Here is a 17,257-nt window from a genome sequence, read left to right on the forward strand (position 1 = left end):
GCTAGCGCTATAAATCGCTATTTAATTTGGAGGTGCTACTTTGTTATCAACTATTCCTTTTTCGTTATTAGAACTGGCGCCTATGCCTAAAGGCGCCACTGTGAGTGACACCTTAAATAAAAGTACAGCCTATGCACAAAAAGCTGATGAGCTCGGTTTTAACCGTTTTTGGTTAGCCGAGCATCATAATATGCCTGGGATTGTTTGTGCGGCTACTTCAATTTTGGTGGGGCACATAGCCGGTAACACTAAAAAAATACGCGTAGGGTCGGGTGGAATTATGTTACCTAATCATGCTCCTTTAGTTGTTGCTGAGCAATTTGGCACCTTAGAAAGTTTATACCCAGGTCGAATTGATTTAGGGTTAGGGCGCGCCCCGGGTAGTGATCCTGTGACAAGTCGTGCATTAAATAACGATATCAGTCGTGCTGAAAACTTTCCTAATGAAGTGAGCGAGTTACAAACATTATTGGGCCCTTATGAGGGAACTAAGCGCGTGCGAGCAATACCTGGTGAAAACACCAATGTTCCCATTTGGCTTTTAGGTTCAAGTTTATTTAGTGCGCAGTTAGCTGCACAAAAAGGATTACCCTATGTATTTGCGGGGCACTTTGCACCGCGTTTTGTGCATGATGCAATAGCCTTGTATAAACGAGAATTTAAACCATCAAATGTATTAGCTAAGCCTTATGTCATGTTGGCATTACCTTTAGTGGCTGCAGATACAGATGAAGAAGCACAGTACTTATCAACTACATCCAAACAGCGAGTGTTATCGTTAATTAGAGGCGACGAGTTGTGGTTAAAACCCCCAGTAGAAACAATGGAAGGTTTGTGGAGCGAACAAGAGCGCGCTCATGTTGAGAGCTTTTTAGGGTTAAGTGTTACCGGTGGGCCAGCCAGTATTAAACACAAGCTAGAAATGATTGTAAATCAATTAGGGGTTGATGAGCTTATATTCACCAACGACTTATTTGATAATGAAAAGCGCCATAAAGCGCTTGAAATTTTAATGCAAATAAAACATGGATAAGCAATTGGTTAAGCAAGCGTACACTCAACGCTTGTTATGCTATTAAACAGATTAAAGTTGATTACGTCGGGGCCATTTTACATTATTTAAAAAGTGGCAATGAAAAGGTTTGTTCTGTTTTTTCAATAGAACTGATTTAAACAATCAATTTTAATTATGAATATTGAACGATTATTATAAGGGTATGCAACACAATTCAGCTAAATAAATAGGAAGGTAAAGCGTGAAATCTCAAAATAGTACGACACCCCATTCATGCAATAACTCAGTGCAACCAAAAGTAGCGCTGATAGCAGAAGGTGGCGGACAACGAGGGATATTTACCGCGGGTGTACTCGATGCTTGGCTAGAGCAAGAGTATGATCCATTTGACTTATTTATTGGCACATCTGCAGGCTCTCAAAACTTAACGAGCTATTTGGCGCGTCAAAAAGGCTATGCTAAACGCCTGATTAGAGGCCTTTCGCGTCATAAACGCTTTTTTCAATTAGGTCGTGGCCTAATGGGTAAACATATTGTTGACCTAGATTGGTACTTTGATAAAACTACCGAAGTGAACAGAGCGCTTGATTTTAAAACCGCAAAAGCCAGTTTAGGTGACCGTGAGCTATTAATTACTGCAACTAATGCCCGTGATCGCAAACCTTATTTTTTATCCCCAACAGGGGAAGGCCAGCAATGGCGAGAGCTATTAAAAGCGTCAAGTGCACTGCCATTTTTATATAAGCAAGGTGTAAAATTGACGCCGTGGTTAAATGCATTAGCCGCAAATGAATTAGGTAAGACCGAGATACAGTCAGAGTCTGATTTTTACTTAGACGGTGGCCTTGCCGCACCGCTTCCTGTACGCGAAGCCTATAATCGTGGCGCACGCAAAATTGTGGTTATACGCACCGTTGATGAAGCCTTTCAGGCTCAATCAGCATGGATAAGTAAATTAAAATCATTTGTTGAAGTATCTGGCTATTGCCCAAAAACAATAGACTACTTATTACAACATGAGCAAGCCTACGAAGATGAGTTAGCATTTATTGCTAACCCACCAAAAGATGTAGAAATAATCCAAATTTTTGCAAATCAAAAGTTGTATAGTAAGTTATTAGGCAGCTCAAATGATGACTTACGATTTGACTATAAACTTGGTTTAGCAGCAGGCCATAACTACTTAAAAAACCATCACCCAGATCAGGATGATTATAAACACAGCTACATAGCGTAGCTGTGTTTATAATCAGCAAGATAATAAATCAGCATTTACTGTGTTCTCATGGCAGTCATTTAGCCGTGAGAAATATTCGGTTTTTTACCTCGAAAATAATGCGCTAACGGTTATTAAAGCACGCGACTAATTCCTTTCTAAAACATTCCTTTTACATCAGCAATTACACTGCAATATAAGTCAGTTTGCTGGATGAATTTATATTCATTAATAAAGAAAAATAATTCACATCTAATTAGCTTTATTATAAAGTGGCTAAGTCTCTACTAAACTTAAACACTCACGTCGCTAAATTAATACCGTGGCAAATAATAATAAAAAGGAAGCCTGATGTTCGACACGCTGATCAAAAGTGTAAATAGCCTTTTATGGGGCGAAGGCCAAGTACTCATTTACATTTTACTTTTTGCTGGCATATGGTTTTCTGTGCGTTTAAAAGCTATTCAACTCGTTAAATTTACACATATGTTTAGCTTGCTAAAAGGCAGTAGCAAGTGTGATAAAAATAACATTAGCTCATTTCAGGCTCTATGTACGGGGCTTTGTGCGCGTGTTGGTACTGGTAATTTAGCCGGTGTGGCTGTTGCTATATCACTTGGTGGAAGTGGCGCCATATTTTGGATGTGGGTGATTGCCATACTGGGTATGGCGACCGGTTTTGCAGAAAGTATTCTTGGGCAAATTTATAAAATTCGTGATAGTAATGGCGATTTTAGAGGTGGCCCTGCGTATTATATTCAACAAGGCTTAGGCAGCCGTGCGTTTGCTATTGTGTTTGCCGCCTGTTTATTTTTAGGTTACGGCTTTACCTTTAGCGCCATGCAAACCAACACCATTACCGATGCGCTTAATTATGCCTTTGAAATTCCCACACACTATTCCGGCATCGTGATCACTTTGTTAGCCGGTTCAATTATTTTAGGTGGATTTAAAGCTATTGCCCGTTTTGCTGAGCGAGTAGTTCCTGTTATGGGCATCGTGTTTGTGCTTGTTGCTGTGGTAATTACACTGATTAACTTTACCCAAGTACCCAGTATGCTAAAAGATATATTTTTATCTGCATTTGGCTTACAAGAAGCAGGCGCAGGCGCCATGGGGGCGGCGATTAAAAACGGTATTCAACGGGGGTTATATTCAAACGAAGCAGGCGCAGGTAGTGTGCCGCATGCATCGGCAAGTGCCAGCCCCATTCCTAACCACCCGGTTACCCAAGGTTACATACAAATGCTAGGCGTGTTCTTCGACACCATTGTACTTTGTAGCTGTACCGCGGTTATTATTTTATTGGCCGATGTGAACATAAGCGGCGAAATGGAAGGCATTCGTTTAACCCAAAGCGCTATGACCTCACACTTAGCGCAAGGCGGCGTGTATTTTGTAGCCGCTGCCATTACTTTATTTGCTTTTACCTCGGTGGTTGCTAACTACGCCTACGCCGAAAGTAACCTCCACTTATTTAAGCTCGATAACAAAGTAGGGCGCGGTATTTATACTTTGCTTTATTTATCAATGATGTTGTGGGGCGCATCAGCCACCTTAAAACAAGTATGGGATTTAGCCGATATTGCCCTAGGGTTAATGACAGTAGTAAACGTAATCGCTATTATACTACTCACACCGACTATTTTGTCTGTTACTAACGACTACCACGCACAAAGAGACAAAGGCATAGAGCCTGAGTTTAAGGTAAAAAACGTAAAAGTGCAGGGCAAATGTGAAGACGGAATTTGGGATTAAGATTAAAGTTTAAAAGTTTTATATTGCATAAGTATTCATTTTTAAGTTTAGCTTTAACAACATTAAACTGCGACTCTACAGGTAGTATTTTTAGATGATCGACATTTTTGCAGGTAAAACTGCAGCAAAAATAATAAACGAACAAGGGTTTAAACCTGAGCTTTTTACCTCGTTTTTAGGAGCAAGTGGTGGCCCTAAATGGTTTACCTTATTTGGTTTAGATAAATATATATTTGGCGAATTTTTTAAAAACCGTACTCAACCGCTTAATTTAATTGGCTCATCTGCAGGGGCTTTTCGTTCAGCCTGTTTTGCACAAAACGATCCAGTTGCAGCCATTAAGCGGTTAGCAAAATCGTATTCGCAAACCCGATATTCTAATAATAAACCCACCCCAACTGAAATTACCACTAAAGCCCGGGCATTACTTGAAGATGTATTTGGTGATGATGGCGTAAATGAAATTATAAATAATCCGGTATTTAAAGCGCATTTTATTGTCGCAAAATCTAACGGGTTTATTGCCAGCGAACATAAATTAATACAGCTTTTAGGTTTATCAAAAAGTTATATGCTTAACCGCATTAATCGAAAATTATTAGGCTCGCAATATGAGCGTTTTATTTTTGGCGCGCCCAATAGTAATTTAAGTATTACCGACAGTTACAATTTTAAAACGCAAAACATAGTCCTTAGCCAAACTAATTTAAAAGATGCCTTATTGGCATCGGGCTCTATACCACTAGTAATGCAAGGTATAAAAAATATTGCCGGTTCGCCACCAGGAATTTACCGCGATGGCGGCATTATTGATTACCACTTTGATTTAAAAATTAATAACCCAGGCTTAATTTTATATCCGCATTTTAATTCAGAACCAAAAGCAGGGTGGTTCGATAAAAATTTAAAACGAAAAGTGTCACCACAAAATTACGACAACGTTGTGATGATCACCCCATCAAAAGAATTTGCCGCGGGTTTACCTTACGGAAAAATCCCAGACAGAAACGACTTTACTGATCTTGATGCAGACACGCGTATTAAATATTGGAACACCGTGTTTAGTGAAACTGAGAAATTGGCCGAGGCGTTTGATAAAAAATTAAATGCTGAGAATTTTGATTTGAAGTTATATAACTAATTTAACTTTAAAAATTAAAATAACCATCTCAAGCGATATAAATGAAAGAGTGTAAGCCTTTATATTAAAGTGTTTAAGTTTTAATTATATTTAATAGTTAGCTTTTTAGGTCGGATAAATAAATATTCTAAGTTTTTTTGTACTTTAAATATTTTATACATGTTTTCTGATATTCATTACACAATGAAAAGAGAATAATAAGCATTGAATAATAGATTTTATAAGCGTTAAATTATTTTAGCTGATAGCTGATAGCTAATCACCTATAAATTACGTTATGTTAAATTGAGTAATTTAAATTAAAGTGGGCGTAATCATACAAACTAGCCCACTTATGAGAGGGTTTTGAGGTCTTAATTTAGCTCAGAATCGACCCAAAATTTAGTACCTTTTAAAACAGCTTGCAGTGCAAGGCCACTTTCGGTTAAAGAGTAAACAGTAACTTGGTCAGCAATAGCTTCGGCAACTAAAGCACCACCTTTATCTTGGTATTTTGCAGCAGCATCGGCATTACCACCGAACGCCCAACCATGTTTAATAAATCTATTTAACGCTGCTTGATCGTGAAAAACCATCACAATATTGAAATCTTTAACACCTAAACCTAAGCCTAAACCAGCTTCACCCATATTCATATAGGTAGATTTTCCGGTTAGGTTATTTTTTACTACACCGTACCCACCACCAAAACTGGCTAAAATAACGTTTACATTGGCATTATCAAATACAGCATAACCGGCAGAGTTTGCGATTTGGGTTTTAACATCTGGTTTTTTTTCGTATAGAGCAGTTAATGTATTCGATTTCATACTTTGTACTAAAGCACGTTTTTCTCCAGGGGAAGCACTGCCTGTAGTAGCGCAACCTGTTAATAAAACGCTAATAACTAACATGCTCAACAGAAGTAATTTTTTCATGATTTTTCCTTTAATAAGGTATATGGTTAATAAATCTGCGTTTAGCATAAATACCAAAAATTCATTATGTCCAATACTAGACAGTATCGGACTTTAAGGTTAACCTATAAGTCTATTATTTTCTTATATATTTTACTATTATGCTTGTTGCTCTGGTCGATACATTAAAACAATTACGTTATCAAATAGCTCATCTTGAAGATAATACACTCTCATCAGAATATCCAGAACTAGCCTCTTTTATACAGCAAGTCAGCTTGACTGTAACTGAATCAAAGGCTGATCTTAATTTTTTATACCAGTTTTTATATGTTTATGGCCGAAAATCTGAGGCAACCTATAGTCGTTTTCGTAATGAATTGGAACGTTTTTATTTATGGTCATGGCTTATAGCTGAAAAATCTGTATTTGAACTTAAGCGTGAAGATATTGAAGCCTATGTTGATTTTATGGTTGAACCGGATAAAAAATGGGCATCTACATCTGTTCAATGCCGTTATAAAGATGAGCAAGGAATTCGTCGGTTAAATCAAAATTGGCGCCCTTTCATGTTAAAAGAATCTATTGCGAGTCAGCAAACATTATCGGCCATGTTTACTGCCCTCAATGTATTTTATAAATTCGCTATTTTAGAAGAAAAAACCTTTGCTAACTTTGTACCTGTTGTTAAAAAAAATAGTCCCTACTTGGTTGTGCAATCGCAAATACAAATCCCCGATACATTAAGTGATATTCAATGGGAATATGTATTTGGCGTTACCCGAGATATATGCGAAAAAAAACCAGAGTATGAAAGAAACTTATTTACCCTCGCCTGTTTAAAAGGACTCTACCTTCGTATTTCAGAATTATCAGAGCGACCACAATGGTCACCTGTTATGTCTCATTTTTGGCAAGATAATGATGGCTTTTGGTTTTTAAGAATAATGGGCAAAGGAAATAAATTACGCGATGTAACATTAAGTGATGATTTTCTTGAGTATTTAAAACGTTATCGCTTGTATCGAGGCTTGCCTGCTCTGCCCCGGGTTGATGAGTCAGACCCGCTAGTTCATAAAATTCGTGGTCAGGGTGGAATGACCGTAAGACAAATTCGTAGATTGGTACAACAAAGTTTCGATATTGCGCAACAATCTTTACTTGATGATGGATTTAAAGATGACGCGGAACAATTAGAAGCGGCCACTGCGCATTGGTTACGCCATACGGGGGCAACGCATGACGCACAAACTCGCCCTTTAAAACATTTATCTGAAGATTTAGGCCATGCAAAAATTGCTACAACCGATCAAATTTATATTCAAACAAATATAAAAGAGCGGGCTAAATCTGGAATTAAAAGGAAAATTTAATGGAATACTTAGTGATCTCATTTATTGGCGTTTTATTTTTAGTTTATTCCTTAACATTTCGCCAACTAGAAAAAACCGAAGTAACGGGGCCAATGTTTTTTGTAATTGGTGGGATATTGCTTGCCACACTTTTACCTAACGAAAGTAGCAGAATAAAAACCGGCATAGATTTTTTACTGCCCTTTATAGAATTGACACTCAGTATATTTTTATTTTCTGATGCGGCTAAGTCAAAATTAAGTGTTTTAAGACATAGCTTTCAGTATCCGAGTTTACTGTTATTTATCGCCCTCCCCTTAACGTTATTACTTGGGATTGCCGTTGGATTATTTTTGTTTGCCGATTTATCTGTTATTCAAGCGGCGTTACTTGCAATAATATTAACGCCTACCGATGCGGCGTTGAGTAAAGGGTTATTGGCAAGTACGCGGGTACCTGAAAAAATTCGTGAAGGAATAAATACCGAAAGTGGTTTGAATGATGGTTTATGTGTTCCTATTTTTTTAATCTTTATATTACTGGCAAAAAATCCTGAATCTGCAATTACAGCAACGCAAACGTTAAGTGTGTTTGGCAGAGAACTTGGTTTAGCCTTATTAATTGCCTTTACAAGTACCGCTATTTTTATTCCGTGTTTAAATTTTGCAATGAAGCGCCATTACTTTGCGCAAAACACGAGTCCTTTTTTATTATTAGGTTTTGCTATGGCGGTGTTTTCGATTACGCAATATTTTCATGGCAGTGGATTTATTGCGGTGTTTGTTGCGGGTTTATTATTTGATAAATACGCCACTACTAAAATAAGCAAAGAGTTGATAGAAGACTCAGAGCATATTGCTGACTTTACTTCTTTAATGATCTGGTGTTTGTTTGGATTTGTATGTGCTTATTTAGTTTTACCTAAATTAAATTTAGCGATAATAACGTATGCATTATTAAGTACGACTTTAATTAGAATAATACCGGTTATGCTGTCATTGCAATTTACAGCACTAACAATTAAAGAGCGTTTTACATTTGCTTGGTTTGGGCCAAGAGGATTGGCCTCAATTGTTTTTACCTTAATGGTAATAGACACACAAATAGAAAACAAATTTCAAATTGCGACCATTGCCATGACAACAATTTTATTTAGTGTGTTTATTCACGGTATTAGTACAAAACCTATAGCAGATAGTTTTGCTAAAAAAACTAAATAAATATAAGCAAAATAAAAAGGCGTACTTAATAATAAGTTACGCCTTTTTATTTTCAGCTTAATTAATTAAATTATTAACTAAGTACATTTGCCAGTAACTCTATCGGATGCTTGGGTTTAAACTTTTCATAACGTTTAACTTGGCTGCGACATGAGAATCCCGTTGATAAAAGTTGCTCAGGTTTATTTTTATCAACAATAGGTTTCCAACTCATTTCGTAAAGCGATCGAGAGTTATCTTGGTTTTGTGCTTCGTGGCCATACGTACCTGCCATTCCACAACAACCCGTATTTGTAGTGTTTAATGTCAAACCAAGTTCATCAAAAATAGTTTTCCAAACACTTGCCGCTTTTGGTAAAGCGGTTGTTTCAGTGCAGTGGCTCAATAACGTAAATTCAGTATTTAAATTTTGTTTAGCCGTTAACTGTTTAAACGATTGTGTTTCTAGCCATTCATGGGCAAGTAGCACATGAAAATCACCACGGTTATTTTCTAAAATTGTATTATATTCATCGCGATAACACATCACTAAAGATGCATCTAAACCTACTAATGGCGCATTGATCTCGTTAAGTTGATTTAGAAATTCTGCAGCATTTTTAGCTGTCACTTTAAACTCATGTAAAAAACCTTTCACATGTTGAGGCTTACCATTGGGTTTAAATGGTAACAACATGGGTTTTTTTCCAAGCAGTGTGATCAGTGAAATAAAGCTCTCAACCAATTCGGCTTCGTAAAAGCTGGTAAATGGGTCTTGAACAATGAGTACATACTCATTTTGCTCATCGGCGCTTAATTTTTTAAGTAAATTTAAATCAAATTTTTGCGCTTTGTTTATACGTTTACCGAGTGCTGGAATACTTAGCTGCGGGGTATCAACATAACCGACCGTTTTTTTAATGATGCTACTAACCAATGATGTTTTTACAATTGGGTTAATAATTCGAGCAAATTTTGACATTAACGGTGCGCTATTTTCGATATTACCCACTAAATAATCTTTAAGTGGGCGCGCATAATAACTATGGTAATAATTTAAAAAACGAGCTCGAAAAGTTGGTACATCTACCTTTATTGGGCAAGCGGTAGTACACGCTTTACATGCTAAACACTCGTCCATTGATGCTTTTACTTCGTGAGAAAAATCGTAAACGCCTTTATTTTTTTCACGGCTATGAACAAAACGCTCCCACCAGGTGATCACTTCACCTTTGTTTAGCTCTTTTTCTACTTCAAGCAAATTAACATCTTTTGACTCTTGAAGTCGTAACCATTCACGCATTAAACCCGCGCGACCTTTAGGTGAATTACGGCGATCGCCGGTCACTTTATAAGATGGGCACATTGGCGAGTTTTCATCATAATTAAAACACAAGCCGTTACCATTACAGGTCATTGCATTATTAAAACTGGTTTTAACATCAATAGAAATTTGCTTATCGAAGTAAGAACGTTTCTGCCCATCAACACTAACTAGTGAGTCTTTACTTTCAATAGGTGTGCATATTTTACCAGGGTTTATTTTATTGTTTGGGTCAAATACAGATTTTATTTTGCGTAATTGGGTAAATAAATGCTCACCAAAAAATTCAGGGCCGTATTCACTTCTGTAGCCTTTACCATGCTCGCCCCACATTAATCCACCGTATTTAGCGGTGAGTTTTACTACCTCATCTGAAATTGTGCGTAGTAATTTTTCTTGTTCTGGGTCGCACATATCAAGCGCAGGTCTAACATGTAATACACCGGCATCAACATGGCCAAACATACCATATTGTAAATTATGACTATCAAGTAGCGCTCTAAATTCAACAATGTAATCGGCTAAATTTTCAGGCGGGACGGCAGTATCCTCGGCAAACGCGAGGGGCTTTTGGCTTCCTTTTACATTACCTAATAAACCCACTGATTTTTTACGCATTGCATAAATTTTTAGTATATCGCTTTTATCGCTTGTTAACTGATAGCCAATAACCCCATTAGTTTGGTTTTCAACGCACTCATCTAATAATTTACATAAAGTGTCTACTTTGTCTTTTATATCTTGTGGTGATACAGCATTAAACTCAACCATGTTGAGTCCTTGCATATCTTTATTTGGTACATCGGTTATTAAGTCCGATACTGAATGCCAAATAATGTCTTCGCGCGCGAGATTTAATACTTTGCTGTCAACGGTTTCAACCGAGGTAGCACGGGCATCAACCAAAAATGGTGAATGGCGAAGTGCAGAATCAAAACTGTCATATTTTATATTTATGAGTGTTTTAAATTCAGCAATGGGTGTTAGATTTAATTTCGCCTCAGTAACTATACCTAATGAGCCTTCAGAGCCTGTAATTAGTCGACTCATATCAAAAGTTTGTAAGTCTTCACTTAGTACATGCTCTAGGTCATACCCAGTTAAGAAGCGATTTAATCGTGGGAATTTGGCTAATATAGCGTCGCGTTCACTAATTGAAATATCTAAAACTGTTTTGTATATTTGCCCAATTAATGTGTCTTGATCGGCAATTATTTTTGCTTTTTCTATGTCTATTGGGCTGGTAGACATTGCTGTGCCGTCGACTAAATACGTGGTTAGCCCTAAAACATGGTCGCTGGTTTTGCCATAAACTAATGAACCTTGGCCAGATGCATCTGTACTGATCATGCCGCCAATGGTGGCGCGGTTACTGGTAGATAAATCGGGTGAAAAGAAAAATCCATACGGTTTTAAAAAGTCGTTAAGTTGATCTTTTATCACGCCCGTTTGAACTCGTACCCAACCTTCTTCTACATTTATTTCGAGGATTTCACGCATGTAACGTGATAAATCAACCACAATACCTGGGGTTAAAGACTGTCCGTTAGTGCCTGTGCCGCCACCGCGAGGACCAAAAGTTAACGACAAAAACGGGTCATGAGATGCAGTTTGTAAGGCAATTTGAATGTCTTTTTCACTTTTTGGAAAAATAACACCTTGTGGAAGCTGCTGGTAAATACTGTTATCGGTAGATGCAGTCAGCCTCGTTGCATAACTGGCGTCTGTATCTCCAGTAAACCCTTGATTTTTTATGGTATTTAAGTAATTTGCAACCAATTCGGTCGCGGCATCTTGTTGTGTAATCGTTGCTATCATGGCGGCGCTTTTTAATGCATTTGTGTAATTATATCATGGTGATGGCTAATAGAAATTGAAGATTTTACAGTTTGTAACACTCTTTTAATCGTAATATGAGCAGCTCTAATTATAATCAAATTAGACGCCTACTATGAGGTTTATATGAAAAAACTACTTATACAGATCAGCGGGACACTGTTTATTTTATTAGGACTACTATTTGCTGTAGTACCTGGACCTTCGTTAATATTTTTTATTGCAGGTTTACTGTGCTTTTCTATGTATTACCCAAAAGCGAGAGGTTATTTAGCGTGGTGTCAAAAAGCGCTTACTCGCTCATGTGCCTATTTAGATAAAAAATTAGCAAAACACACATTTTAAGCCATAAAAAATGCCAGCAGATGCTGGCATTTTATTAATAAGGTAATTTATTTAGCGAGTTTATCAGCTAAATATAACCATGTTTCTAGTACTGTATCTGGATTAAGTGAGACAGAATCAATGCCCTGCTCTACTAACCATGCAGCAAAATCTTCATGATCTGAAGGACCTTGACCACAAATACCTACGTACTTACCTTTTTCTTTTGCTGTTTTAATAGCCATCGAAAGAAGCTTTTTGATTGCAGGGTCGCGCTCATCAAATAAGTGCGCAATTAAACCTGAATCACGGTCAAGACCAAGCGTTAACTGAGTTAAATCATTAGAGCCGATAGAGAAACCATCGAAGTATTCTAAAAATTCTTCAGCCATTAATGCATTTGACGGAAGCTCACACATCATAATTACTTTAAGACCATTTTCGCCACGTTTAAGGCCATGTTCTTCAAGTAATTCTATAACGCGTTTACCTTCTTCAAGGGTACGTACGAATGGGATCATGATTTCGATGTTAGTCATATCCATGGTATTTCTAACACGTTTTATTGCTTCACACTCAAGGGCAAAACAATCACGGAAATCTTCAGAAATATAACGAGCAGCACCACGGAAACCAATCATTGGGTTTTCTTCTTCTGGCTCGTATTGCTGACCGCCCACTAAGTTAGCGTATTCGTTTGATTTAAAATCAGACATACGCACAATTACACGCTCTGGTGCAAATGCACAACCTAGGGTAGAAATACCTTCAACAAGTTTGCCAATATAGAATTCAACAGGTGATTCGTAACCGGCAATCATGTCAGTGATTTCTGCTTTTAATGCATCAGTTTGTGCATCAAAATTTAATAATGCTTTAGGGTGAACACCAATCATACGGTTGATGATAAACTCAACGCGCGCAAGGCCAACACCTGAATGTGGTAAACGTGCAAAATCGAATGCGCGATCCGGGTTACCTACGTTCATCATTACTTTCATTGGCAGTTCAGGCATTTCGTCTACGCGTGAAGTTAACACTTCAAAGTCTAAAATACCTTCATAGATGAAACCAGTATCGCCTTCGGCACATGATACAGTAACTTCTTGACCTGCTTTAATTAAGTCTGTTGCATTACCACAACCAACAACGGCTGGAATACCTAACTCACGTGCAATAATTGCAGCATGACATGTACGACCACCACGATTTGTAACAATCGCAGCTGCGCGTTTCATGATAGGTTCCCAATCTGGGTCGGTCATATCGGTAACTAAAATGTCACCTACTTGTACTTGGTCCATCTCTTTGATTGAATCAAGTACACGCACGACACCACTACCAATTTTATGACCAATTGCACGGCCTTCAACAACAACATTGCTGCTGCCATTCAGTTGGAAGCGTTCCATTACGTTAGTGTCTTCGTTTGAACGAACTGTTTCTGGACGCGCCTGAACTATATATAGTTTGCCATCGTTACCATCTTTTGCCCATTCGATGTCCATTGGACGACCGTAATGTTTTTCAATGATTACAGCTTGTTTGGCAAGGTTTTGCACTTCTTCATCTGTAATCGAGAATTTGTTTGAAAGTGCTGGATCTACATCAACAATTTCTACTTGTTTGCCGTGAGCTTTGTCTTGAGAGTAAATCATTTGAATGGCTTTAGAGCCAATATTACGACGAACTACTGATGGCTTGTTTTTAAGCAGCGTTGGTTTATGAACATAAAATTCATCAGGGTTTACCGCACCCTGTACAACCATTTCACCCAAACCATAGCTTGATGTAATAAATACAACATCTTCAAAACCAGATTCAGTATCAATACTAAACATAACGCCTGATGCTGATTTATCTGAGCGAACCATGCGTTGAATACCTGCCGATAAGGCAACACCACGGTGATCGTAGCCTTGGTGAACACGATAAGAAATTGCACGGTCGTTAAATAACGAAGCGAATACGTGTTTGATGGCTGTCATTACAGAATCTATACCAACAACGTTTAAAAACGTTTCTTGTTGGCCTGCAAAAGAGGCATCTGGCATATCTTCAGCGGTTGCTGATGAACGAACAGCGAATGAAACATCTGCAGTTGTGTCGCCATGTAGCTGGCTGTATGCGTCGCGGATTGCTTTGTCTAGACTAGGTTGGAATGGGGTATCGATAATCCACTGGCGGATATCGGCGCCGACTTTGGCGAGTGTGTTTACATCATCAACATCGAGTGTATCTAAAATGTCATGAATTTTTGCGTTGAGTCCTGATTGTTCTAGAAACTCGTTAAAAGCGTCTGAGGTAGTAGCAAAACCACCTGGGACTTGCACACCTGCGTTAGCTAAGTTTGAAATCATTTCACCAAGTGAGGCATTTTTACCGCCAACTCGAGGAACATCTTGCATACCAAGCTCTTGATACCAGAGAACGTATTCTTGCACGGATCTTTCTCCAAAAAACAAATTGTAGTAGTAACTGTGAGAGTTAAGAAAGAAAACCTTTTATAAAGGTCGCCACCATTCTACACTGGCAAACGTCCCCACGTAAACCGTGATACACTGATTTTAAAATTAAATGTAATAAAAAAGAGGCTTTATGAGAACTGCGTTTTATATTTCAGATGGCACAGCAATCACATCTGAAGTGTTTGGTCATGCGACTTTATCTTTATTCCCTGTCGAATTTAATCATAAAACAATCCCTTTTGTAGAAACTGAAGAAAAAGCGCATGAAATAAAAGCGCTTATTAACGCCACGTCATCTAAGCAAGGTGAAAAGCCTTTGGTGTTTTTTACTTTTGTGAATCATAAGCTGTCTGAGATTATTCGCTCAGCGGATGCAGTTTCATACGATTTTTTAAGTACCTATAGTGAAAAAATTGAAAAAGAATTAAATGTAGCGCCAGTACCAAAAGTACACAGAACACACTCTATTCATGAAAAAAGTTATGATTTTAGAATTGATGCCGTTAATTATGCGTTGATGAATGATGATGGTGGCAACATTAAAAACTTTGCGGAGGCTGATATTATTTTAGTTGGCGTTAGTCGAAGTGGTAAAACACCCACCAGTCTTTATTTAGCGTTGCAGTATGGCATTAAAGCAGCCAATTACCCGATCACCGAAGACGACTTAGAAAGCGAAGGTTTACCAAAATGCTTAGTGCCTTATAAGCATAAACTGTTTGGCTTAACTATTGATCCAGAGCGTTTGGCTGCAATAAGAGACAGACGCATGGCAAATTCAAAATACGCATCAATCAGGCAGTGTCGTATTGAAGTGCGCGAAGTTGAAATGCTGTATAAAAAACATAAAATTGCACATTTAAATTCAACTCATCATTCTGTTGAAGAAATTTCAGCAAAAATCATTTCTGATACAGGCCTTGAGCGTCGTAAGTACTAACAAACTAATGTGTGATTTAAGCGCGTAATCACAGTTAAACACAAAAAAGCCGCTAAATAAAAGCGGCTTTTGGTATTTATGAGCGGGTATTATTTACGCGCATCTTTTAGTAAATCAGCTACTAAAAAGCCAAGCTCTAATACTTGATCAGCATTTAAGCGTGGGTCACATTGTGTTTTGTAGCGCTGAGCAAGGTCATCATCAGATAAACCGTATGCACCGCCGGTACACTCTGTTACATGTTGGCCGGTCATTTCTAAATGAACACCGCCTGCGTAAGAACCCTCTGCTTTATGAACAGCAAAGAATTGGCTAATTTCGCGCATGATATTATCAAAGCTACGCGTTTTGTAACCTGAGCTGGCTTTTTCAGTATTGCCATGCATTGGATCTGAGCTCCAAATTACTTTGCGACCTTCTTGCTGTACTTTACGCACCAGCGCAGGTAACTTCTCTGGTAATACATCCGCACCCATGCGCGTGATAAGTGTTAATCGGCCTGGGATATTATCCGGGTTAAGCGCATCGATTAAACGGATAAGCTCGTCTGGATCCATACCTGGTCCAACTTTAACGCCAATTGGGTTTTTAATACCTTTAAAAAATTCAATATGGGCATGGTCTAGCTGGCGAGTACGTTCACCAATCCAAACAAAGTGTGCTGAACAATCGTACCAGTCACCTGATAAATGGTCTCTACGTGTTAATGCTTCTTCGTAGCCTAGTAATAACGCTTCGTGTGACGTGTATAAATCAGTTTCTTTTAAGCTTGGCGCTATAGTTGAATTAATACCACACACTTCCATAAATTCTAACGCGTCTTGAATTTTGTCTGCAAGTTGTTGGTATTTTGCTTTTTGTGGATTAGCAGCAACAAAGCCCATGTTCCAACGGTTAACTTGATGTAAGTCGGCAAGTCCACCTTGTGCAAAAGCGCGTAGCAAATTTAGCGTTGCCGCACTGTGATGATATGCCGTCATTAAACGTTGAGGGTCTGGAATACGTGCTTCTTCAGTAAACTCAAAGTTATTTACTATATCACCACGGTAAGATGGCAACGAAACGCCGTCTATTGTTTCTAAGTCGGCTGAACGTGGCTTAGCGTATTGACCAGCCATACGTGCAATTTTAACAACCGGGCACTTTCCACCATAGGTTAATACTACAGCCATTTGTAAGATGGTTTTAAATGTATCGCGAATATTAGCGGCATTAAAGTCGCTAAACGATTCTGCACAATCTCCACCTTGAAGTAAAAAGGCACGGCCTTCGCATACGTCTTCAAGTTGTTTAAATAAACTTCTTGTTTCTTCAGCAAATACTAAAGGCGGTGCACTTTTCAACTGGCTTTCTACCGACTTTAATACGTCTTGATCTGGGTACTGTGGTTGCTGCAGTATTGGCAGTTCTCTCCAGCTATTTGGGTTCCACGATTGCATGTTCATTCCTCATTCCTATTACCTGATGTAATGAAATTAACGTATGCAGTGTGCTTTGTTCAAGGACTAAATACACTATTTACCAATTATTTAGTTATTAGTTAAATTTTAATAAGATTTAAGAGCCTATTTTAAGTTACTTTTGATGAGCAAGTTTATAAAGTAAAAACAAATAAACATTTAAAAACAATAATCTAAGTAGGTAGAGTGTGTATTATTATGGCTTGAGTAGAAGCTTAACAGCTAAGCGATGGTGATACAGATAGCAGTAGGAACACATCATACTTAATTAGCACTTATGTAATCTTAACTTTACGGCATGTTTAAAAAAAGAATGCTACTCAATTAT

12 protein-coding genes are annotated in these 17,257 nt (G+C 38.0%); 8 read left to right on the top strand and 4 right to left on the bottom strand.

All coding sequences use genetic code 11. From position 1 onward, the window contains the following. Positions 1-40: 40 nt before the first annotated feature. From N523_RS0106070 to N523_RS0106085, 4 genes are all read left to right on the top strand, one after another. Positions 41-1,033, top strand: coding sequence for an LLM class flavin-dependent oxidoreductase (locus N523_RS0106070; protein WP_008468090.1), 993 nt, complete (start codon positions 41-43; stop codon positions 1,031-1,033). Between the two features lie 223 nt (positions 1,034-1,256). Then, entirely contained in the window at positions 1,257-2,252 is a 996-nt protein-coding gene (locus N523_RS0106075; protein WP_028834601.1) for a patatin-like phospholipase family protein, read from the top strand. A gap of 330 nt (positions 2,253-2,582) precedes the next feature. Next, on the top strand, positions 2,583-3,989 hold the full coding sequence (locus tag N523_RS0106080) for an alanine/glycine:cation symporter family protein (protein ID WP_028834602.1): 1,407 nt from the start codon (positions 2,583-2,585) through the stop codon (positions 3,987-3,989). A gap of 94 nt (positions 3,990-4,083) precedes the next feature. Beyond that, entirely contained in the window at positions 4,084-5,130 is a 1,047-nt protein-coding gene (locus tag N523_RS0106085) for a patatin-like phospholipase family protein (RefSeq protein ID WP_028834603.1), read from the top strand. 353 nt (positions 5,131-5,483) lie between these two features. Here N523_RS0106085 and N523_RS0106090 read toward each other — a convergent pair whose 3' ends face one another. Then, the gene (locus N523_RS0106090; RefSeq protein ID WP_008108715.1) at positions 5,484-6,047 is read right to left on the bottom strand and encodes a YSC84-related protein; all 564 of its coding nucleotides are present in this window, start codon (positions 6,045-6,047) and stop codon (positions 5,484-5,486) included. Positions 6,048-6,187: 140 nt separating this feature from the next. Here N523_RS0106090 and N523_RS0106095 point away from each other — a divergent pair, with 140 nt between their 5' ends. Then, positions 6,188-7,399 (top strand): tyrosine-type recombinase/integrase, encoded by a 1,212-nt coding sequence (locus N523_RS0106095; RefSeq protein ID WP_028834604.1) that lies wholly within the window; start codon positions 6,188-6,190, stop codon positions 7,397-7,399. Beyond that, positions 7,399-8,598 (top strand): cation:proton antiporter, encoded by a 1,200-nt coding sequence (locus N523_RS0106100; RefSeq protein WP_028834605.1) that lies wholly within the window; start codon positions 7,399-7,401, stop codon positions 8,596-8,598. Before N523_RS0106095 ends, N523_RS0106100 begins: the two co-directional genes overlap by 1 nt. A 73-nt stretch (positions 8,599-8,671) precedes the next feature. Here the strand turns inward: N523_RS0106100 and ydiJ are convergent, their stop codons facing one another. Then, positions 8,672-11,719 (bottom strand): D-2-hydroxyglutarate dehydrogenase YdiJ, encoded by a 3,048-nt coding sequence (gene ydiJ / locus N523_RS0106105; protein WP_028834606.1) that lies wholly within the window; start codon positions 11,717-11,719, stop codon positions 8,672-8,674. Between the two features lie 144 nt (positions 11,720-11,863). Here ydiJ and N523_RS0106110 point away from each other — a divergent pair, with 144 nt between their 5' ends. Continuing rightward, positions 11,864-12,082 carry a PGPGW domain-containing protein gene (locus N523_RS0106110; RefSeq protein ID WP_013463352.1) on the top strand — a complete coding sequence of 73 codons (219 nt, stop codon included), beginning with the start codon at positions 11,864-11,866 and terminating at the stop codon, positions 12,080-12,082. A 47-nt stretch (positions 12,083-12,129) separates the two neighbouring features. Here N523_RS0106110 and ppsA read toward each other — a convergent pair whose 3' ends face one another. Further along, complete coding sequence (gene ppsA, locus N523_RS0106115; RefSeq protein WP_016898933.1) at positions 12,130-14,505, bottom strand: phosphoenolpyruvate synthase; 2,376 nt, start codon at positions 14,503-14,505, stop codon at positions 12,130-12,132. A gap of 154 nt (positions 14,506-14,659) precedes the next feature. On the opposite strand from ppsA, the gene ppsR reads away from it, so the two are divergent. Continuing rightward, positions 14,660-15,469, top strand: coding sequence for a posphoenolpyruvate synthetase regulatory kinase/phosphorylase PpsR (gene ppsR / locus N523_RS0106120; RefSeq protein WP_008464475.1), 810 nt, complete (start codon positions 14,660-14,662; stop codon positions 15,467-15,469). A gap of 89 nt (positions 15,470-15,558) precedes the next feature. On the opposite strand, the gene N523_RS0106125 is transcribed toward ppsR, so the two are convergent. Then, a complete protein-coding gene (locus tag N523_RS0106125; RefSeq protein ID WP_024602472.1) occupies positions 15,559-16,908 on the bottom strand; it encodes a class II 3-deoxy-7-phosphoheptulonate synthase in 1,350 nt (449 codons plus the stop codon). Positions 16,909-17,257: the final 349 nt, after the last annotated feature.

The sequence above is a fragment of the Pseudoalteromonas sp. 23_GOM-1509m genome, assembly GCF_000518425.1.
GTDB lineage: Bacteria > Pseudomonadota > Gammaproteobacteria > Enterobacterales > Alteromonadaceae > Pseudoalteromonas > Pseudoalteromonas tetraodonis.